The organism is Streptacidiphilus sp. EB103A, assembly GCF_041261405.1.
Lineage (GTDB): Bacteria > Actinomycetota > Actinomycetes > Streptomycetales > Streptomycetaceae > Streptacidiphilus.
Genome location: NZ_JBGCAQ010000009.1, coordinates 24,529 through 43,758, shown reverse-complemented (window position 1 = coordinate 43,758; position 19,230 = coordinate 24,529). Strand labels below are relative to the sequence as shown.

Here is a 19,230-nt window from a genome sequence, read left to right as displayed (position 1 = left end):
TCAGGGTTTGCGGCTGCGCTGTCGGTGTGCCAGGAGCAGTCCGCAGGCGGCCAGGAGGGTCGCGCTGCCTTCAGCGAGGGCGGAGAGGGTCTTCTCCGGGTACCAGACAGGCTCGTACATGTTGCGCAAGGGTCCCAGCGCGCCGACGTCGGCATAGCGGTAGAGCAGCACGGCGCCCACACCGGCAGCGGCGACGGACAGTGCATAGGCCCACACCAGTTGCCGGGTGCCGAAGAGGATCAGCAGCAGGGCCGCCAGGGCTGCGGCTGCGGCCTCGACGCGGAAGAGCTGGCCCTGGCTGATCCCCTTTCCGCTGAAGTCGTAGGCGGACGCCAGGTCCGCGTGCACATAGGCGTCCATGGCGAGGCCTGCGGCGGTGAGCAGGCGTAGCGCCCACAGCGCCGCCGCGGTCGCGACGGCGAAGCGCAGGCCGGTATCGGTCGCTGCTGTGTCAGATCGCATCTCGGCCGCCTCGGCCGCCGGCGGCCTGGTGCCGGGTACTGCTACTGGGAGGCATCTCGCCATCCCCTTTCGGGTTGATCCCCTGGCGGGGGACTTCTCCGTAAGTGGCTACGCCCGCCGCGTCGGCGGGGTTCACCGCAGTGGATCGGGCTCCCGGGGCCGACGCGTCGTGTGGGGCGCGGCCGTGGTCAGGTCTGCGGTATCCGGACCAGCAGACGGTCGGAGGCATCGAGGACGTCCAGCGTGCTGATGTCCTGCGGGCTGATCGAGGTGGAGGCGGGGATGCTGACCGCCGTGGAGTAGCCCGACGCCCAGGTCGCCGCGGTCTCGGTGCGGCCGTCGCGGGCGTGTACCACCAGATGGCAGGTGATGGCGGAGGGCAGGCCGGTGAGTTTCAGTTGGATCGCGGTGCCGGACTGGTTGGGCGTGAGCGTCGCCGAGGCCGAAATCCGGGTGCCCGGGCTGGTGGCGGACGCGGTGAGCGCGGGGCGGGGGGAGGCGGGCCCGGAGGCGACCGCCCCCAGGTAGATGCCCAGACCCGCGCCGGCGACCGCGACGGTGACCGCCGCAGTGGTCAGGATCCGGCCCGGTCGATGGAGATGACGGCCGGTGAACGCGAAGGCTCCGGCACCGATGGGGCTCGCACCGACCGGGGCCACCGCGGTGCTCTGCGGGTGCGGCGTGGTCGGGTGCCGGGCCTTGGCGGCAGCCGTTTCGGAGAGTTCCTCGAAGGGCGTGTGCCGCAACAGCCCGACCAGGGGGGCGAGCTGTACCAGCTCGGCCCGGCAGCGCGCGCAGTCGGCCACGTGGCGCTCGATGGCCCTGCGTTCGGCCGGATCGAGTGCCCCGAGCAGGTAGGCGCTGAGGGCGTCGTGCTCCCGGCACACCATGGCCTGGTCACCTCATCCCACCTGCGGCAGCGCGCGGAACCTGCGAGTCGGCACGGGCGATGACGCGCGGAGCGCTGGTCCGACACGTTCGTGAAGGTGCCGCACCAGGGATACGCCAGTCGGCGGCGAAACGTTCAATCTCGGGCAAAGAGGGCTGAACCGGGATCCATCCCCGCGCGTATCCCAGAGCAGGACCCGCTCTCGGCGGGCCGCGGACCGACCGCTTCGCAGCATGTGTCGCGGTGGTTCCAGCGGAAGAAGTCCATCATGAACCGCGCCATCGCCATCGCAGCCGGTGCGGCCGCCGTCGCGGCCCTGGCCGTAGGCTGCAGCTCCAGCACCAAGAACGCGGCCTCCTCGCCGCCGTCCAGCACTGCGCCTGCCGCCGTCACCGGACTGCATGCCCAGAGCTCGAAGTACGGACAGATCCTCGTCGACGGCTCCGGACGCACCCTGTATCTCCTGACCGCGGACTCGGGCACGAAGTCGACGTGCTACGGCGCGTGCGCATCGGTGTGGCCGCCGGACACCACGACCGGGACCCCGGCTCACAGCGGCGTGACCGCCTCCATGGTCGCCACCACCGCACGGACCGACCACACCACTGAGGTCACCTACCACGGCCACCCCCTGTACACCTTCTCCCAGGACAGCAAGACCGGTGACGTGAACGGCGAGGGCATCGCCACCTTCGGCGGCACCTGGTACGTCGTCGGCGTCGACGGCAACGCGATCACCAGCGCCCCGGCGGCCCCCGCACCGTCGACTCCTGCTCCGAGCACCTCGGGAGGCGGCTACGGGTACTGAGTCCGGTGCCGAGGTCCAGCGTCGCGAGCACCCGAGACGGCACGGTGCGATCGGGGCATCAGTGGGCATCGTGCTGCTGGCCGCGGGGTGCACGTCGGGACGCCCCGCGGCCCCACCCCCATCGGTGTCCCCGGCGAGCCCACCGGCGCGAAGCGCCCCGCCCGTCCCTGAGCGGCGTGCCCAGGCCGCGCAGTACCTCGCTCTCGCAACCGCCGGCAACCGTCGCCTCGAACTCGACTTCGACCGGCTGGACGGCCCCGACCGCGGGCGACTCATCGCGGCACGGGCGGACCTGCGCGACGCCGCGAACACGGAGCACCTGTTCGACCATCGCCTGCTGGCCCTGGCGTTTCCGTCACGGATCGAGGCGACCGCCGTACGCCTGGCCGCGGTCAACGAGGCGCGCGCCGACCTGACCGCCACAGCCGCCGGCGTCACGTCACTGCAGCTCCTGCACCAGTACGAGAAACAGCTGACGGCCGCCAACGCCCCCGTCGAGAAAGCGGTCACCACGATCCGCAGCCAACTCGGCCTGCCACCTCCGGCCACGAGCTGAATCCCGATCAGCGCGCCGAGTAACAGATCGCCATCCGGTGCGGCCGTGGCAGCGGCGCCAACATGCGCGCCCTATTCCGTGACGCCCTCGACGTCACGCCCACGGCCTGTCGCCGGCTCGCTGCTGGTGTGGTCAACGGTGGCTGCGATCATTGGGGTATGGCTGATTCTGGAAGCCCGGACGTTGTCGACGTCAGCTACGACAATCCGGATCAGCCCCGGCTGGGGCTGGAGGTCATGTCCTTCGCGACGCTACGTGAGCGGCTGTTGCCGCCTGTCGCGGCGGCGCCCAACCGTCTGGACTTCCATCAACTGACCCTGGTCACCCGCGGCGAGGGCACCGCGTTGATCGACTTTGTGGGTTACCCGTGTGCTCCGGGGACGCTGCTGCATGTCCGTCCTGGCCAGGTGCAGCGTTTCCCTGCGGGTCCTCAGGGGGGCATCGCGGATCTGGACGCGACCTTGGTGGTGTTCACACCGGCCTTTCCACCGCCGGTGCCTGCCAGCGCAGCCGTCATCGACGAGGGGCTCAGTCCTGCCGCCTTCTCCCTGTCCGCGGTGGAGTACCGGGCCATGTCGGTGGCGGTGGCCGAGATAGCGGCGGAATACAGCACGCTGGCCGAGCGGGACGCCTCACAGGCGGAACTCACCGTGGAACTGCTGCGGCAGCTTCTTGCCGCGCTGCTGGTGCGCATTGCCCGGCTGCCGCACCCTGGTGAATGGAACCCTGCGGCGGGAGGCGAGGTGTTCCAGGCCTTCCGTGGCGAGCTGGAACGCGCCTTCGCCACCAGGCGCCGTGCTGCCCACTATGCCGCGCACCTCGGCTACTCGCCGCGGACCCTCACGCGGGCCTGTCTGGCCGCTACGGGCCGTACCGCGAAGGATCTCATCGACGACCGTGTCGCCCTGGAAGCCAAGCGGCTGCTGGTTCATACCAGCCTTCCTGTCGCGTCCATCGGACGCATGCTGGGTTTCACGGAGCCCACCAACTTCGGGAAGTTCTTCGAGCGGACGGCGGGCGCCACCCCCGGGGCATTCCGAGCCACGCAGCGCTGACAGCTCCGCCCGCTGGGCCAGCCAGGGGCATCTGGGCCTTGTGGTGGCGACTGCGCCGAGTCCGGGCTCTCTGAGGCGCAGCCCTGAGCGGATCGGCGAGTCCATTTTCGACCATGGTGCGTCTCTTGCAGACCTCGCCTGCGTCGCTCGCATCGCGGACTATTTAGGCAAGCAGCCAGCGAGTTATCCGCCTCCAGCCAAGCCGCTGATCGCCTGTGGGGCCGGGAGGAAAGGAGAAAACAACCATGCCGTACGCAGACGTCAACGGTGCCCGCCTGTTCCTCGAGGACAGCGGTGGCCAGGGCCCGGTCGTGGTCTTCAGCCACGGCAACCTCATGGACCGTGACATGTGGGTGCATCAGGTCCGGTTCCTGACCGGGGACTTCCGGGTCGTCGTGTGGGACGAGCGGCTGCACGGCCGGACCGAGGACGACGGAAAGACCTACACCTACTGGGACTCGGCGGCCGACCTGATCGGGCTGCTGGATCACCTGGGCGTGCGGCAGGCGGCGCTGGTGGGGCATTCGCAGGGTGGTTTTCTGTCGATGCGAGCCGCCCTGGTGTCGCCTGAACGGGTCAAGTCCCTGGTGCTCATCGACACGACGTCGGCCGCCTGGCCGCCCGAGGCGCTGGCGCAGATGCGCGGTGCGTCCGAGGGATTCCGCGGCGCGGGTCCGGAGGCGGTGGCCCCGGTATTGCTGGGGATACTGCTGGGACACCCCGCGATCCACGATCAGTGGCTGGCGAAGTGGAAGGCGCAGCCGCGTGAACGGCTCGCCGACGCGGTGCAGGTACTGATGGGGGCGGATGACATCACCCGCCGCCTCGATGAGATCACGGTGCCCGCTCTGGTCGTCCATGGCGACGCCGACCAGCCGATCCCGTACCCGTTGGGCCAGGCACTGGCCGGGAAACTCTCCGGTGCCCAGGAGTTGGTCACCGTGACCGGGGCCGGACACACGCCGAACCTCACTCATCCCGACCGCGTCAACCCGGCGCTGGCCGACTTCCTTCACCGGTCTGCTGCCCGCAAGGCGTCCTGACGGACACTCACACACGGGTCTCAGCATCCGCCATTTCAACGATCTGCACGAGATCCAACTCTGGAAGGAACAACCATGCCGACTCCCATCACCGACCCGGCGCAGCTCCCCCCGGCTTTCGAGAAGGCCATGAACTCCGGCAACCTTGACGAGGTCCTGGGCCTGCTCGCGCCCGGTGCCGTCATGCGTACCGTCACCGGTGAGACCGTCACCGGACAGGCGCTGCGCGACTACACGGCCGGGTCGGTCGCCGGCAACGCCCAGCTGTCCAACGGCCCGTCGCGTGTCGTGGCCGGCGACGACATCGTGTTCATCACCGAGGACTGGACCCTCGAGATCACCACCCCCGACGGCAACTGGAAGAAGGCCACCGGCACCACCGCCAATGTCGCCCGCCGTGGTGAGGACGGCACCTGGCGCTACGCCATCCTCAACCCCCTCGGTACCGCCTGAGTGTCCGTGTGGCCGGGCCAACGTCAGGTGGGGGCGCAGTGGGCGCTCCTGGAACGTGACACCGCAGGTCCGCACCAGGTTCCGGACGTCATCGGCGAGTAGGTGGAGTCCTTCGAGTTCACCCTGGATCCCGCTCCACAGCAGGCGCTGGTCGAAGTGGCCGGCGCCGTTCAGGCCCAGGTTCGGGGGTGGGCGAGACGCGGCCAGCTGGGCGAGCACCGGCTGCAGGACCGGGACGGCCGTCACCGGGAGCTCGCCGAGAAACGCCAGGGTGATGTGCCAGTCCTCGATCCGATTCCACCGCAGCGACACGCCTTCCGTGGAGATAGGACAGGCAGGCACCTCCGGCTCCTCCTGATGACCACACCACCCGCAGGCTGCACGACGCGTGCGTGTCGTGCCGGATCAGCTTCAAACGGCATCTCGGCGACGCCGGACACACGTGTCCGCGCTGCACCGGGCCGCTGCTGTATGCCGGCCACGACTTCGCGGCACCCCGACGCAGCAATCGGAAGGCATGGTCGGTCGTCGTCGTGGTCCTGAACGCCGGGCTGCGCTGCGAGGGCTTCGAGACATGCGGTTGCGGGCGGGACCCGAAGTTCCGCCCCCGTACCCGTGCCCAACTGCGCGCCCGCCGCATCGTCGCCGCTCGCAACGGCACCCCGCTCGTCGAACTGCACGGCCAGGCTGACCCGCCGGAGAACCCGCTGATCCCGGCAGGATTCGCGCAGTTCACTTGGTCCAGCTCCGCGACACACGAACAACTGCCATCTCCGTCATGAGGCAGCCGAAAACCACCCGGATGGTCACCTGGGCCTGAGGCTGGGCCGCGCTTCAGCGAGGCAGCAGGACGTCGACCTGTCCCCGGATGTCCCGCACGATCTCCTCGACGCTCAGGGCGATGTTCACGCTCGCCGCCGTGCTGAGGAACGTCACGGCGGACACAATGTGTGCCAGCGTCGCGGCGTCGCCCTCTGTGACCCGCTCGTCTCGGCGCAGCACGGCGGCGATGGCCTGCTCGGTCTGCGCGACGATGGTGAGTGCTTCGCTGTGCCGGGGCTCCTCGGGGTCGCCGAAGACCATCTCTCGCAGGTAGGTGCGTCCGTTGTCGATCTGGGTGCGGTTGCACTCGACGATCGGCCGGACGATCGCCAGCACCGCGTCCAGCACGCCGGGAATGGTCTCGGCGTCCTGCCGGCCCTGCTCGAGTGCTTCGGCGTACTTGGCGTTCTGGACAAGGAGGAGGAGTTCGCCCTTGGTCTTGGCGTAAAGGAACAGGGTCCCGGTGCCGATGTCGGCCTTGTCGGCGATCTGCTGGGTCGTGACCTCGTCGATGCCGTGTTCGGCGAACAGTTCACTGGCGGCAGCGATGATGCGGTCGAGTTTTTCCTGCTTGTTCCGCTCGCGCCGTCCGGCCGACTGGGGGGCGACAGGCATGGAGGTGTCCTCCAGGAATAGATTCTGACTGCAATCAGTTATGATTGCAGTCATTACCGTATGGGCTCGAATGTGGCTCCGCTCATTCTCCCACGGCGGGGCGAGGAGTCAGTGCTCCGTCCGTGCACTGCCACGCACTTCACATCCCCTTGGAAAGAAGGAACCAATGCCCTCCCTCGACGGAGCAGTCGTCCTCGTCACCGGCGCCAATGGCGGTATCGGCACCCACTTCGTCCACGAGGCCCTGGCTCGTGGCGCCGCCAAGGTCTACGCCACCGCCAGGTCCCCCCGCGCCTGGGACGATGACCGCATCGTCCCCCTGACTCTCGACGTCACCGACTCCGCGTTGATCGCCGGGGCCGTCGCCGCCGCTGCGGACGTCACCGTGCTCGTCAACAACGCGGGCGCCATCCCGCCGAGCGCGAGCATGCTGGACGTCACCGAGGCGGACATCCGCGCAAACATGGAGACGAACTTCTTCGGACCGGTCTTCCTCGCCCGCGCCTTCGCACCGATCCTCGCCGCCAAGAAGGGGTCAATCCTCATCGACGTGCACTCCGTTGCCAGCTGGTACGCCTTCGGCGGCGCCTACAGCGCGTCCAAGGCCGCGCTGTGGTCGGCCACCAACTCGCTGCGCATCGAGCTCGCACCCATGGGCGTCCACGTGACGGGTGTGCACATGGGCTACGTCGACACCGACATGGCCGCGCACGCTGACGGGCCCAAGATGCTGCCGGCGCAGCTGGTGACAACGGTCTACGACGCCGTCGAGGCCGGCGAATACGAGGTCCTGGCCGACGAGTTGACCCAGGGGGTCAAGGCGGCTCTGAGCAGCCCGGTCGAGGCGCTTTACCCGGACCTGCACAGCACGAACGCCTGACATCTTTCTTCGGTCCCGACGTGATCTCTTCACGCCGGGACCTCGTGATCCACCGCGTTCGAACAGTTGGCTGGCCGGTGTCGAGAAGGGGTGCACCGTCGCGGCCGTCGAGCCATGGATGACATCGGCGGTCGATCCGACAGCAGCGTTTTCGACCAGGCCGCCGCCCGCTCCTGCGAGAGCAGCCCCAGCGCGTCCAGGCCACAGCGGCGCTGATCCGTCGGGAGTCTTCGGTGGTGACAGGGCTCTTCACTTCACGCCCGCGGCAAACGAGCACGGCCGCGGCATCGGCTGCGTCCGTGCTCGCTTTCTGATGGGTGTCAGCGTTGCTGGTTGGCGATGCCGATGTAGTGCCCGAGACGGTACTCGAAGTCGATGCCGGCCTGCTCGATGCCGGCCCGCGTGCCGGCGGCGCGGGTGAGGAACCCGGGGAGGGTGAGGGAGTGGGCGAACTCGCCGTACGCGGCTACCAGGTCCGAGTCCGGGGGCAGAGACGCCCGGTTGATCTGGGCTTTGGCTGAGGCCAGTGAGGTGCGGTCGAAGGACGCGAGCCGGGCGACGATCGTGTCGACGAAGGCGTCGAGCTCACTGTCGGGCAGAGCGCGGGTGATCCAGCCCCAGCGTTCGGCGGTGTCGGCGTCGTAGTCGTCGCTGGTGAGGATGGCTTCCAGCGCGCGGTCGCGTCCGATGGCGCGGGGGAGGCGTTCGGCGCCGCCACCGCCGGGCAGCAGTCCGCTACCGACCTCTGGCTGTCCGAAGATCGCTTTCTCCTGGCTGGCGTAGCGCAGGTCGAGGGCGAGGGCGAGTTCGTTCCCGCCGCCGCGGGTGCGTCCACGGATGGCCGCGATGGTGATGTAGGGCGCTTTGGAGAGTTCCAGGACCAGATTCGTCCATGCCGGCACCGCGTCCGGGTCCTCGGGAGCGGGGAAGTCGGCGGCGGCGGCCAGGTCGAAGTGGTTGTAGAAGAAGTCGGGGGTGGCGCTGTCGAACAGCACGACCTGGATGTCCGGGTCGGTGGCCAGTTCGGCGACGATCTCGATGAGGCGCTGGACTGTCTCGCCGGCGATGAGGTTGACGGGCGGGTTGGCGAAGGTGATCTTCGCGATCTGCGGTGAGGTGCGCTCGTAGAGGATGGTGCTCTGCTGCTCGCTCATGGCTGGCTCCAGATGTGTGAGGGGTATCAGACGGCGACGGGGGCGCGAGGAGGGCCGGGAAGCCGGCGCCGCTCACTCCTGGTAGTGCGGGAGGATCTCGCCGTTCTTGACGTAGGTGAGGGCGGCGGTGACGTCGTAGGCGTGGATCGCGGAGACTCGCGGTGCCAGCCGGTTGGACAGGTCCTTGATCACGTTGCCGGTGAAGAAGGCGTCCCGTTCCGCAGCGTCGGTGAACCCGAGGCTGACCGAGGCGTGGAAACGCTGGTCGTGGGGGTTGTCGTGGGCGACGTCCGGGGTGTCCCAGAGCTTTTCGACCCAGGGCAGGAACGTCTGCGTGCGCAGTTCTCTCAGTACTCCGGTGTCGGCGAGCGCGGGAGCGAGTTGCTTGTTGACGAACGTCCGGAAGGCGCCGGCGCGGACCCCGTCTCTGCGGCGCAGGTAGATCAGAGCGCGGGCACCGACCGTCTGTCCGGGGCCCGCGACGTCGTACCAGCGGGAGGAGTTCGGCGGGCCGGCGTAGAGCAGGGTGCGGCGGAACACGTTGATCTCGTCGGCGTAGGCCAGCTTCGTCTGCTCGCGCCCCCTGAGGGGCGCAAGGGCCGATTGGAAGGTGACTTCCGCGACGCCGTCGACCTTCCGGTCGGCGGGGATCGCGGTCTGGACCCCGTCGGTGGCCGGCCACCGGCCGGGGTTGCGCTCGGCGAGGTGGATCTGCCGGTACTCCTCCAGGCCCGGGGTGGCGGAGATGATCCCTGAGTGCGGGCCCTTCCAGTGGTCCATGCCGGTCTGGCGGGGCTGGTCGGTGCGCACCCACAGCAAGATCGAGGAGGTGAGGTGCTTCTTCACGTCCAGGGGTGCGAGGGCCGGTGTGGTGCTCACGGTGTTGTCCTTCTCTTCCTGGCCAGCGGTGGTCATCGGGCGAGGAACTCGACCGCGACGGGGGCGAACTGGTCGTGGTACTGGAAGATGCCGCCGTGGCCGGAGTCGGGGTAGATGATCACCTGGCTGTCCTTGATGCGCCGGTGCAGGTCCTGCGACAGGACCGAGGGCACCATGCGGTCGTTGTCGCCGTTGGCGATCAGGGTGGGCTGGGTGATCGTCGACAGGTCGTCGGGGGTGGAGCGTCCCCACTTCTTGATCGCCTTCAGCTGGGTCTGGAAGGCCTTGGTCTTGATCTTCGCGTCGCGGTCGGCGGTTCGTTCTTTGAGCCGGTTGACGAACGCGCGCGCGGCGGTCTTGCCGGTGGCGTTGCGGTTGAAGAACAGGAACTCCTTGGGGTCCGAGCGGGTCAAGGTGGCGCGCAGGATGTCCCAGTAGGTGGTGCCGGCGACCTTGTCGATGTCCTTGCCGCCCTTGGGCCCGGTGCCGGTCAGGACCAGCCTGCGAACGAGTTCGGGGTGCTTCACCACCAGGGCCTGGGCGATCATGCCACCGAGGGAGAAGGAGAAGACGTCGATCTTGTCGTACCCGAGGGCCTTGATGAAGGTGTGGGCGTCGTCGGCCATCGCCTCGACACTGTCCGGCACCTGGCCGGTGGAGGCCCCGACGCCGCGGTTGTCGAAGGCGATGACGTGGCGACCTCTGGCGATGGGGTCGATGATGCGCGGGTCCCAGTTGTCCAGGGTCGCGGCGAGGTGGACGAAGAAGACGACGGGGATGCCGCCCTTCGGTCCCAGCTCGCGGTAGGCGTAGGTGACGCCGCCGGCGCTGACGGTCCGGGCCGGGGCCTTCGCGTAGGAGGTGATGACGGCTTCGTTCGGGGTGTCGGTGCTGCTCATGACGGATTCTCCTGGTGTGTACTGTGTCGGGGTGTTCGGTGTCGCCCGTCGCGGTCGCGGCGGGTCAGCTGTTGCCGATGACGGCTTTGCCGCGGATGCCGCCCTGGGACAGGGACTGCAGGGCCTGCGGGGTCTGGTCGAAGCCGACCACCTTTCCCACGACCGGGCGCAGCACGCCCTGGTCGATGAGGGTGGTGATCTGGCGGAGCTGGTCGCCGCTCGCGCGCATGAGCAGGAACTCGTACGTCACGCCGAGCTTCTTCGCCTGCTTGCGGATCTTGCGGCTCAGGCCTGCGACCGCCAGGCGCAGCGGCGGGTTCAGGCCGGCCTCGCGGGCGAACGCGGGGTCCGGGGGACCGGCGATCCCGATGGCTTTGCCGCCGGGCTTGAGCACCCGCAGGGATTTCTCCAGGTTCTGCCCACCGAGGCTGTCCAGCACCAGGTCGTAGCCGGTCAGGAACTGCTCGAAGTCCTGGGTGCGGTAGTCGATCACCGTGTCGGCGCCGAGGGCGCGCACGAAGTGCGCGTTGGAGCCGCTGGCGGTGGTGGCGACGCTGGCACCGAGGTGCGCGGCGAGCTGGATCGCGATCGAACCGACCCCGCCGGCGCCGGCGTGGATGAGGACCTTCTGTCCGGGCCGCACCTTCGCGCGCTCCACCAGTGCCTGCCAGGCCGTGAGTGCCGCCAGCGGCAGCGAGCCGGCCTCTTCCATGCTTATCGAGGCGGGTTTGAGCGCCAGGTCGGTCTCCGCGACGGCGATGCGCTCGGCGAAGGTACCGATGCGGTCCTGGTCGGGCCGGGCGTACACCTCGTCTCCAGGCTTGAAGTCGCGAACCGCCGTCCCCACGCCGATGACGGTGCCCGCGACGTCGTTGCCCAGGATCAGCGGCAGCTTGTAGGGCAGGATCTGCTTGAACTCACCCGCGCGGATCTTCTCATCCAGCGGGTTCAGCCCGGCGGCCTCCACCCGCACCAGCACGTCGTGCTCCCCGACAGTGGGCTCGGGGACATCCGCCTCCTGCAGCGGCTCCTTGTACTTGGTGACGACGAACGCTCTCATGAGGCGTAGCTCCTTTTTATCCCATTTGTTCAGGTTTAAGACCAGGTCGGCCAATACAGCGCGCCAGCCGAGGTCTCGCCTCGCTCGGTAAATCCGAGTAGACTCAACTATGAGTGCACTCAGAATTATTGTCAAGGGAGGCCCCATGGGACGCGGCCACATGCCGATCGGGCGGCGCGAGCGGGCCAAACAGGCCAAGCGCGAGCGCATCATGACCGCGGCCCGCGAACTGTTCGCCGAACACGGCGTCAGCAGGGTCACGACCCAGCAGATCGCCGACCGGGCTGATGTCGCGATCGGGACCCTCTACCTGTACGCGTCGACGAAGGCCGAGTTGCTGATCATGGTGCAGAACGAGAAGTTCGCCGCCGCCATCCATGACGGCCTCGCCGCCGCGAACGCCGCCGTCGGGCAGGGCGTGCTGGAGCCAGTCGTCGCTCTCATCCGTCCCGTGGTGGAGTGCGTGCGGGAGCACGTCGAGAACGGCCGCACATACCTGCACGAACTCGTCTTCGGCGACCCGGTCGAGCCCTACCGGCGTGCGGGTCTGGCCCTCGCCGGCCGCCTCGAGGAGAACATCACCGGCCTGCTCACCCGCGACGAGTACATCGATGCCGCCGACGCGGCAACGCTGGCGCGGGTGATCACCGCGATCATCCACATGAACACCACCGCCACCGTGTACCTGCACCGCAGTGACGAAGCCGTCCTCGCTGACATCCGCGACCAGATCCACGCCACCCTGGCACCCCACCACCGCACCGCATGACCACTCGCTCCGCGAGCCAACCATCGAACACCCTGGAAAGGGGGGCACGTCATGAGCGCGCACTACGACGTCGTCGTCCTCGGCACCGGCCCGAGCGGGTACGTCGCCGCGATCCGCGCCGCGCAACTCGGCAGGACCATCCAGTTCTGGTCCAGGGCCGCGCACAAAGCGCCGCGTCCACGCCGATACTCGGCCGCCATCGACAGCTCCACCAGGGCCCTGACCGGCCCGTCCGCGTGCAGGACCGCGTCGATGAGTCTGAAGAGTGCCCGGCTGGATCGCGGCGGAGGCGGGTGGCATCGCTGAGGCGGATCTCCGCGACAGGGCAGCGGTCCTGCGCGCCAGCAGTGGCATCGCGTCGTGCGGCCGGTCGGCCGGTCGAGGAGGGTGCGCCCTGGATGATCTATTCCAAGCATGCGGAAGGCAGTCGACTGCACAATCGTGGCTGTGACTGAGAATTTCGATGGGCTGGCTCGCTGTTGGTGGGAGGGTCAGCGGTTGGCCACGGGCACCCGTGTCGAGCGAAAGCGCTGGAGCCTGGGAGAACCGTCCGCGGTGTTCGCGGGCCACGAGGCAGCCAGGGAGCGGATAGAACAGGGCGGCGTGAGGGCGCTGGAGTTCGTCATGGCCCTGCTGCGGTCGTCCCAGGACGATTCCGGAGGGGCTCAGGTGGGTGCAGGGCCCTTGGAGGACCTCATTACCGAGCACGGGAACGAGCTCTCGCTGCAGATCGAGGAGCTGGCGCGCCGCTGTCCGACGTTCCGTCGTGCCCTGGCCTCGGTGTCGCTGGACAGCGGGACGCTGGTGCCGGCGGCTGAGGAGCGGCTGGCTCGGTGGATACCCGTGCTGAGTACCTGTAAGCGTCAGGGCTCGTAGCCGAGGGAATCCACGGCAGGCATGTCGCAATCTCCAGCGCAGCCGAAGCGAGGGAGTCCAACGTCGGTGTGTGAAGACAGAGTTGGACTCCATCGCCACCGCACTCCATGCGAAGACCGACGACCTGCTGAAGGATTCGCCGCAGTTCGGCCCAGGGCGGCCGGCCGTGGGCATTGCGCCGCAGCTGAGCGACGCCGAACTGGTGACCCTGGCGATGATGCAGGCCATGCCCGGCTTCACCTCCGAGGCCCGGTGGCTGCGCCACGCCAGCGCCCACCTGCGGCACCTGTTCCCCTACCTGCCCCAGCAGCCCGGCTACAACAAGCGGCTGCGCAAGGCCGCCGACCTCATTCGGCGCGTCATCCGCACGCTGGCGCGGGACACCACACTGTGGAGCGACGACGTGTGGGTCGTGGACTCCACGCCCGTCGAGTGCGGACGCTTCCGCGAGACCGTCAAACGCTCCGACCTGGCCGGATGGGGCCAGTACGGGTACTGCGCCAGCTACACGCGCTACTTCTGGGGACTGCGGCTGCACCTGGTCTGCACCCTGCACGGCCTGCCGGTCGCGTGGGTGCCGGACGGGCGCCCCGACCGCTGCGGCTGCACACGTCCTGCGCCTGGCGCCTACCGAGGTGAGGTGCGCCAGTGTTCGCTGCGGCAACACGGGGATCAGGTCGAAGCAGGCGGGGGATGATGACGCTGCCTGAACCTGAGTCTCACCGGGTGGTGCTGATGGGAGGGGCAAACCTGCTGGACTTCATTCCCTACCCTTCGAGTGGCGTCATTCGGCGTGTGTTCTGCCCTGTGCTCCTGAGGCTGCCCTTGGGTGATAGGTGGCTCTCTGTAGTTGCTTGTACTCCGCCACTCGGCGTACGCCTGCTTGCACAGCGGACACGTTCGGAGCTGACTGGGGGCGAAGGCGCGCGATGGATGGGGCGTGGAGACCACCAGCCTGCGGTTCTGCGTCGGACGCCCTCCAGTGACCGGCGGCCTTCTCCGCCTCCGCCGCACGAAACGGACACGTCATGAACAACAAGGAAGTCGTCCTCACCGCAGTGGCGGCAATGTTCCACGACGCCCTGACGGTGCCGGCTCCAGCATCCGCGGCGCTGTGCACCTCGCACCGTCGCTGCGCGGCTACACGCGCTCTTGGCTGTCTCATGACCTTGTCGCCCATGAACCAGTCTCAAATCCGTGGCCTTTCCTCGCGAGGGCGAGGTCGAGATCAGGCGGCTTGCCCGAGTCGGCCGAGTACACCACGCTGAGCTCCGAGCACGGGGGCCACCGGCGAGCCCAGATCGCGCACCGATGAGTTTCCGCGCCGCGCTGGTCTCTACGCCGGACACCCACGAACGGAAGGCTGAGCCATGCGGAAACTGATCTACGGCATGAATCTGACCCTGGACGGCTACATCGCCGCGGCCGGTGACGACATCGGCTGGAGCGGGCCGCCGAGCGACGAGCTGTTCCAGTGGTGGCTCGACCAGGAGCAGGCGAGTGACTTGTCGCTGTACGGGCGGAAGCTGTGGGAGACGATGAGCTCCTACTGGCCGACCGGCGACCAGCAGCCCAACGCCACCCCGGCGGAGATCGAGTTCGCGCGGAACTGGCGGGACACGCCGAAGGTGGTGTTCTCCTCGACGATCGACAAGGTCGACTGGAACACCCGCCTGGTCACCGGCGATGCGATCGCCGAGATCGCCCGGCTCAAGGCCGAGGACGGCGGCCCGATGAACATCGGCGGCGCAACGATCGCCGGGGCGGCCATGCGCGCCGGGCTGATCGACGAGTACGCGATCGCCGCCCATCCGGTCCTGGTGGGCAGCGGCACGCCGTTCTTCACCGCGCTGGACAGCTGGGTGAATCTGAACCTGGTGGAGACGCGGACGTTTCCCGGCGGCGTGGTCCTGACCAGGTACGAGACGCGGCGCTGAGCAGCAGCACCCACGCGCCAGTCTCGCGGTGATGTCGTACACGACGCGGCCCGTGAGATTGCGACATCAGCCGCGAGACCCTGCACCCTGGCGTGATCACGGAGCACTCGCCCCTGATGTGACAGGTCCGAGGTGGGAGGGGAGGTGGCGCACGGCCACCGACACAAGTTCTTCTGCTTTCGCGGCTTCGCTGAGGATCTCGCCATCGAGCAACCTGTTGCTGAGGGTGTAACGACCGCCGCGATGCGCGTCCAGGAACAGCCCGAGGTCGATCAGGCCCGGGCGTGTACAGGTGGAGAACCGCAACGTCCACATGTTGGTGAACGGGAACTCCGGCGTGTCTGCCTCAGCTGCCCGAGTCCGGAGGTGCTGCCACTCGGATTCCGCCAGCTGCGCCGGGTCGTGGTCGGGCACCTCGAAGCGGCCCGTCAGATGCACGAAGGGCGCGGTCCGGCGAATCTCGGTCAACGCAGTTCCTCCCTGCCAGGCCTGCGCGGCCCGGACAATCTGCGCGAGATCATCGGTGTCCCCACCGATGAGTTCCAGAGCCTGAGTCGACTCCGGTTGTCCCTTAGTCGACCGTGTCCGTCCCGCGCGGGGTAGTGGCCCGGCGCGGGACGGACACGCTGTGGTCGGCGATGACGACGGTGCGGTCCGTGGTGGCGTTTCGCTGTGGTGGCCTACTTGGATTCGACGCGTCCGGCGGTGTCGGTGCCGGTGGTGAGTGCCTGGCAGGCCGTCTGCCAGGTGTGGTCGTCGGGCTGGAAGTGGGTGTGCAGGTAGGCGGCGGTCAAGCGGGCGAGGGCGGCGACTGTGTCGGGGTTCTCGTCGGTGGTTTCTTCGGCGTCGTACCCGGAGATGCCTCCGAGCAGGTGCTCGGCGCCGTACAGGGTGAGCAGGGTCTTGGGTGCGGGGGCGAGGCGGTAGGGGTCGGTGTGCCAGTCGGGGCCGGCGTCGGTGAAGTGCTTGGAGTCGTCCTTGTCGCCGACGACGACCAGGGTGGGTGTGGCCATGGTGGAGAAGTCGGTGGTGTGGAAGAACGGCACCTTGTCGGCCATCCACCCGTTCAGGACCTCGCCGCCCCTGCCCGGCGCGGCCAGCAGCACACCCGCCCTGATGCGGGGCTCGGTCAAGTTCACTTCCTCCCCGGTGTCGGGGTCGGTGCTGCGGGCGCCCAGCAGGAGGCTGGCCGTGTGGCCGCCGAGGGAGTGTCCGGCGAGTGCGATCTGGTCGTGGTCGATGCGCCCGGCGAGCTGCGGGACAGTGTTCTCGATCTGGTCGAGCCGGTCGAGGATGTGGCTCATGTCCTGGGCGCGCGAGCGCCAGAAGAAGGGGGCTCCGGGGGTGTCGCCGAGTTGGTGGCTCAGGGTCCGGGAGCTGAGGTGGGTGGGCTGGATGACGACGAACCCGGCCGCCGCCCAGAGGTTGGCGATCGGCGCGTACCCGTTCAGCGAGGAGAGGTTGTTGGAGGCGCCGTGGCCGTGCGAGAGCAGGATGACCGGCAGGCCCGACCCGGTCGCGGGCGCGGAGACGCGGACCTGCAGGTCCACGGGCCGCCCGGGCACCGGCAGGACCACCGGGCTGTACGACAGGACAGGAGCGGGCGAGCCGAAGGCGGCGGCGGTGTCGATGGACGCACTCATGGTGATCGGTTCCCTTCTGGTTGACCCGCAGCGGGCGGCGGGCGGGCGGAGCGACGCGTCCGGTGTCAGCTGGACTGAAGTGGAACGCTGCTCCGTTTATTATTCGGAGCGCTGTTCCGCTTTGTCAAGGATGCAGGAAGGAAGCCTGACGTCCACCGAGAGCCCGGCCGAAACGACGTCGGCCCGCCGGTCGCCGGTGCTCACAGGTCGATGCTCTGGCCGGGGGGTAGGAGGGTGAGTTCGATGTCGGTCAGGCCGGCCAGGATGGTTCGGGTGGAGGCCTGGCCCAGGTCGCTGAGCATGAGTTCGTGGATCTGGATCACCTGCTGGGGCTTGACCGTGCGCAGGTACTCGGCCGCCTCGCCCAGCTTGGTCCAGGGCCCGCTGGTGGGCAGCAGCAGGGTGTCGACGGGGACCTGGGGCACGAAGTAGGCGTCGCCGGGGTGGAACAGCGTCTCATTGATCAGGTAGCCGAGGTTGTCGACGCAGGGGATGTCCGCGTGGATCGTGGCGTGGCGCTCGCCGTGGACCGCGACGGTGAAGCCGTCGAGGCCGAAGGTGTCCCCGGCCGCCAGGGCCCGCACCCGCCCGCCGTGTCCGCCGAGCTTGTCGAGCACCGCACGTGGTCCGAAGACGCGGAGTTCGGGATCGGCGTCCAGGGCTGCTGCCAGCAGGGTGTGGTCGAAGTGGTCGAAGTGTTCGTGGGAGATCAGCACGGCCGCGGCACCGGTGACGGCGTCCTTCGCCTCGGGGGTGAACGTGCCGGGGTCCAGCACGATCCTGGACCCGTTCTTCTCCAGCGCGACGCAGGCGTGGGCGTACTTCGTCAGCTTCATGGTGGTTCCGTTCTTGGTCGGGGCTCGATCTGCAGCAAAAGTGTACAGCTTTGCTGTGTATGTAGTCATGCCTGACCGCGCGGCCCGCTGTCGGCCACGAGGGCGTGCGGGGGTCCGGTCGTCGGGTCGGCCCGGAAGCGGTGCTCGTGCACCCGGGTCCGGCGGTGATGCGCCGGCCCTACTGCCGTCACCCTGGGCGCGGCGGTGCAAGTGCAGCCGGACTGTATAGTCAACCCATGGTTGGCCAAGATCATCTAGCTGAGCGGTTGCGGACCTCCATCGGCAGGTTCGTGCGCGCGACGCGCTCGCATGCCGACACCCTGCCGCCACCCCTGGCCACGACCATGGGACTGCTCGACCGCGATGGCGATGCCTCGACCGCCTCGCTGGCTCAGCGGCGCGGCGTGCGCCATCAGAGCCAGAGCCGCACCGTGAAGGATCTGGAGGCCTTGGGCTACATCGCCCGGCGAGAGGATCCGCAAGACCGCCGCGGCTTCCTGGTCACCCTCACCCAGCAGGGCCGCGCCGCCCTGGACCGGGACCGCAGGGCCAGGCGCGACTGGGTCGCCCAGGCCATCGACACCCTCCTGAATCCGGACGAACAGGCCCAGCTCGGCGTCCTGACGCAACTCCTGGACCGACTGTCCGACTACGACGGCAGGCGGGGATGATCTTGCACTCGTGCCATCGGCCGGTGTGGCGCGGAGCCGAGCCGATGCCTGGTCATGATCGAGCTCGGCGACGCTATCGGCGACGCCAACTATGGTGCAGCGCCTCGGCCTGCCAGTGGTCATGGACGAGTTGGGCAAGCCCAGGCCGGCCCCCGCGGGGCGGTGCGGGCAAGGTAGTGGGCGGGTGGGCCGCAAGATGAAGGTAGTCTCAACTTCACTGTCCCCCATGCCCACGACATGATGGATTCCTCAACTCAAGGAGAGGTGAGCACTGTGCCCGAGGCACCCCAGCGGCCGCCGCTTCGCGCCGATGCCCGCCGCAACGTCGAGAAGCTGCGTCGGGCCGCGGCGGACGCCTTCTCCGAGCACGGGCTCGACACGCCGCTGGAGACGATTGCGAAGCTGGCGGGGGTGAGCGTCGGCACGATCTACAACCGCTTCGGCAGCCGTGACGCGCTGCTGGACCAGGTCGTCAACGAACTCGCCGACCGGTGGGTGCGTGCGGCGATGGCGATCGCGGACGGCACGGTGGGCAGCGCGTGGGAGAGGCTGCTGGCCTACGTCGAGGCAATCTGTCAGGCGCAGGCCGACGACCCGGCGTTCAACGACGCGTTCTCCCGCCGCTACCCCAACGCCCCTGCTCTCCAGGCGGTCTGCGACCGGTCCCTGGCCTTCGCCACCGATCTGGCCGCCGGTGCCCGCGCCGAGGGAGCCCTGCGGGAGGACGCCCGAATGGACGACATCGCCCGCTTCTTCCAGGTCAACGGTGACCTTGTGCGCGCCGGGGACGACGACGGCCGCCGCCGTGTCCTCGCCCTGCTCTTCGAGGGCCTGCGGGCCCGCGGCGGCAGTCGCCCGCTGCCCGGCTGAGCCCGGCCGGGATCGACGACGGTGTCGGCCCCGCCGAGACGGGACCGACACCG

At 68.8% G+C, this 19,230-nt stretch carries 23 protein-coding genes and 2 pseudogenes; 14 read left to right on the top strand and 11 right to left on the bottom strand.

The window, feature by feature from the left end; genetic code table 11:
- Positions 1–462, bottom strand: a complete 462-nt coding sequence (locus ABH941_RS16170) for a hypothetical protein (protein WP_370129888.1) — start codon at positions 460–462, stop codon at positions 1–3.
- 188 nt (positions 463–650) lie between these two features.
- Complete coding sequence (locus ABH941_RS16165; RefSeq protein WP_370129887.1) at positions 651–1,352, bottom strand: anti-sigma factor; 702 nt, start codon at positions 1,350–1,352, stop codon at positions 651–653.
- A 267-nt stretch (positions 1,353–1,619) separates the two neighbouring features.
- Between ABH941_RS16165 and ABH941_RS16160 the strand changes: the two genes are divergently transcribed.
- From ABH941_RS16160 to ABH941_RS16140, 5 genes are all read left to right on the top strand, one after another.
- Positions 1,620–2,159, top strand: a complete 540-nt coding sequence (locus ABH941_RS16160; protein WP_370129886.1) for a hypothetical protein — start codon at positions 1,620–1,622, stop codon at positions 2,157–2,159.
- A gap of 124 nt (positions 2,160–2,283) precedes the next feature.
- A complete protein-coding gene (locus ABH941_RS16155; RefSeq protein WP_370129885.1) occupies positions 2,284–2,715 on the top strand; it encodes a hypothetical protein in 432 nt (143 codons plus the stop codon).
- A gap of 62 nt (positions 2,716–2,777) precedes the next feature.
- A complete protein-coding gene (locus tag ABH941_RS16150; protein ID WP_370129884.1) occupies positions 2,778–3,770 on the top strand; it encodes an AraC family transcriptional regulator in 993 nt (330 codons plus the stop codon).
- A 245-nt stretch (positions 3,771–4,015) separates the two neighbouring features.
- Positions 4,016–4,813, top strand: a complete 798-nt coding sequence (locus tag ABH941_RS16145; protein WP_370129883.1) for an alpha/beta fold hydrolase — start codon at positions 4,016–4,018, stop codon at positions 4,811–4,813.
- 75 nt (positions 4,814–4,888) lie between these two features.
- Positions 4,889–5,266 (top strand): nuclear transport factor 2 family protein, encoded by a 378-nt coding sequence (locus ABH941_RS16140; protein ID WP_370129882.1) that lies wholly within the window; start codon positions 4,889–4,891, stop codon positions 5,264–5,266.
- 12 nt (positions 5,267–5,278) lie between these two features.
- Here ABH941_RS16140 and thpR read toward each other — a convergent pair.
- Positions 5,279–5,572 (bottom strand): annotated as a pseudogene (gene thpR, locus ABH941_RS16135) (RNA 2',3'-cyclic phosphodiesterase); the annotation flags it as partial.
- Between the two features lie 86 nt (positions 5,573–5,658).
- Here thpR and ABH941_RS16130 point away from each other — a divergent pair.
- Positions 5,659–6,048, top strand: coding sequence for a hypothetical protein (locus tag ABH941_RS16130; protein WP_370129881.1), 390 nt, complete (start codon positions 5,659–5,661; stop codon positions 6,046–6,048).
- Positions 6,049–6,100: 52 nt separating this feature from the next.
- Here the strand turns inward: ABH941_RS16130 and ABH941_RS16125 are convergent, their stop codons facing one another.
- A complete protein-coding gene (locus ABH941_RS16125; RefSeq protein WP_370129880.1) occupies positions 6,101–6,703 on the bottom strand; it encodes a TetR/AcrR family transcriptional regulator in 603 nt (200 codons plus the stop codon).
- A gap of 166 nt (positions 6,704–6,869) precedes the next feature.
- Between ABH941_RS16125 and ABH941_RS16120 the strand changes: the two genes are divergently transcribed.
- Positions 6,870–7,583, top strand: coding sequence for an SDR family oxidoreductase (locus ABH941_RS16120; protein WP_370129879.1), 714 nt, complete (start codon positions 6,870–6,872; stop codon positions 7,581–7,583).
- A gap of 320 nt (positions 7,584–7,903) precedes the next feature.
- Here the strand turns inward: ABH941_RS16120 and ABH941_RS16115 are convergent, their stop codons facing one another.
- From ABH941_RS16115 to ABH941_RS16100, 4 genes are all read right to left on the bottom strand, one after another.
- Positions 7,904–8,737, bottom strand: coding sequence for an enoyl-CoA hydratase/isomerase family protein (locus tag ABH941_RS16115; protein ID WP_370129878.1), 834 nt, complete (start codon positions 8,735–8,737; stop codon positions 7,904–7,906).
- 72 nt (positions 8,738–8,809) lie between these two features.
- Positions 8,810–9,616 (bottom strand): strictosidine synthase, encoded by an 807-nt coding sequence (locus tag ABH941_RS16110; RefSeq protein ID WP_370129877.1) that lies wholly within the window; start codon positions 9,614–9,616, stop codon positions 8,810–8,812.
- Positions 9,617–9,648: 32 nt separating this feature from the next.
- Complete coding sequence (locus tag ABH941_RS16105; protein WP_370129876.1) at positions 9,649–10,515, bottom strand: alpha/beta fold hydrolase; 867 nt, start codon at positions 10,513–10,515, stop codon at positions 9,649–9,651.
- 64 nt (positions 10,516–10,579) lie between these two features.
- Positions 10,580–11,575 carry an NADP-dependent oxidoreductase gene (locus tag ABH941_RS16100; RefSeq protein ID WP_370129875.1) on the bottom strand — a complete coding sequence of 332 codons (996 nt, stop codon included), beginning with the start codon at positions 11,573–11,575 and terminating at the stop codon, positions 10,580–10,582.
- Between the two features lie 145 nt (positions 11,576–11,720).
- Between ABH941_RS16100 and ABH941_RS16095 the strand changes: the two genes are divergently transcribed.
- From ABH941_RS16095 to ABH941_RS16075, 5 genes and pseudogenes are all read left to right on the top strand, one after another.
- Positions 11,721–12,344 carry a TetR/AcrR family transcriptional regulator gene (locus ABH941_RS16095; RefSeq protein WP_370129874.1) on the top strand — a complete coding sequence of 208 codons (624 nt, stop codon included), beginning with the start codon at positions 11,721–11,723 and terminating at the stop codon, positions 12,342–12,344.
- 51 nt (positions 12,345–12,395) lie between these two features.
- A complete protein-coding gene (locus ABH941_RS16090) occupies positions 12,396–12,650 on the top strand; it encodes a hypothetical protein (protein ID WP_370130217.1) in 255 nt (84 codons plus the stop codon).
- Positions 12,651–12,758: 108 nt separating this feature from the next.
- Positions 12,759–13,220: a DUF6869 domain-containing protein gene (locus ABH941_RS16085; RefSeq protein WP_370129873.1), complete on the top strand. Its 462-nt coding sequence runs from the start codon at positions 12,759–12,761 to the stop codon at positions 13,218–13,220.
- 70 nt (positions 13,221–13,290) lie between these two features.
- A pseudogene (locus ABH941_RS16080) lies at positions 13,291–13,806 on the top strand (IS982 family transposase); the annotation flags it as partial.
- Between the two features lie 784 nt (positions 13,807–14,590).
- Positions 14,591–15,157: a dihydrofolate reductase family protein gene (locus ABH941_RS16075; RefSeq protein WP_370129872.1), complete on the top strand. Its 567-nt coding sequence runs from the start codon at positions 14,591–14,593 to the stop codon at positions 15,155–15,157.
- Between the two features lie 96 nt (positions 15,158–15,253).
- Here the strand turns inward: ABH941_RS16075 and ABH941_RS16070 are convergent, their stop codons facing one another.
- The 3 genes from ABH941_RS16070 to ABH941_RS16060 form a co-directional block, all read right to left on the bottom strand.
- Positions 15,254–15,625, bottom strand: coding sequence for a DUF6193 family natural product biosynthesis protein (locus ABH941_RS16070; protein ID WP_370129871.1), 372 nt, complete (start codon positions 15,623–15,625; stop codon positions 15,254–15,256).
- A gap of 212 nt (positions 15,626–15,837) precedes the next feature.
- Positions 15,838–16,800, bottom strand: a complete 963-nt coding sequence (locus ABH941_RS16065; RefSeq protein WP_370129870.1) for an alpha/beta hydrolase family protein — start codon at positions 16,798–16,800, stop codon at positions 15,838–15,840.
- Positions 16,801–17,000: 200 nt separating this feature from the next.
- Positions 17,001–17,636: an MBL fold metallo-hydrolase gene (locus ABH941_RS16060; protein WP_370129869.1), complete on the bottom strand. Its 636-nt coding sequence runs from the start codon at positions 17,634–17,636 to the stop codon at positions 17,001–17,003.
- A 236-nt stretch (positions 17,637–17,872) separates the two neighbouring features.
- Between ABH941_RS16060 and ABH941_RS16055 the strand changes: the two genes are divergently transcribed.
- Together ABH941_RS16055 and ABH941_RS16050 are read left to right on the top strand one after the other, a co-directional pair.
- Positions 17,873–18,307 (top strand): MarR family winged helix-turn-helix transcriptional regulator, encoded by a 435-nt coding sequence (locus ABH941_RS16055; RefSeq protein ID WP_370129867.1) that lies wholly within the window; start codon positions 17,873–17,875, stop codon positions 18,305–18,307.
- Positions 18,308–18,571: 264 nt separating this feature from the next.
- The gene (locus tag ABH941_RS16050) at positions 18,572–19,177 is read left to right on the top strand and encodes a TetR/AcrR family transcriptional regulator (protein WP_370129866.1); all 606 of its coding nucleotides are present in this window, start codon (positions 18,572–18,574) and stop codon (positions 19,175–19,177) included.
- Positions 19,178–19,230 lie beyond the last annotated feature (53 nt).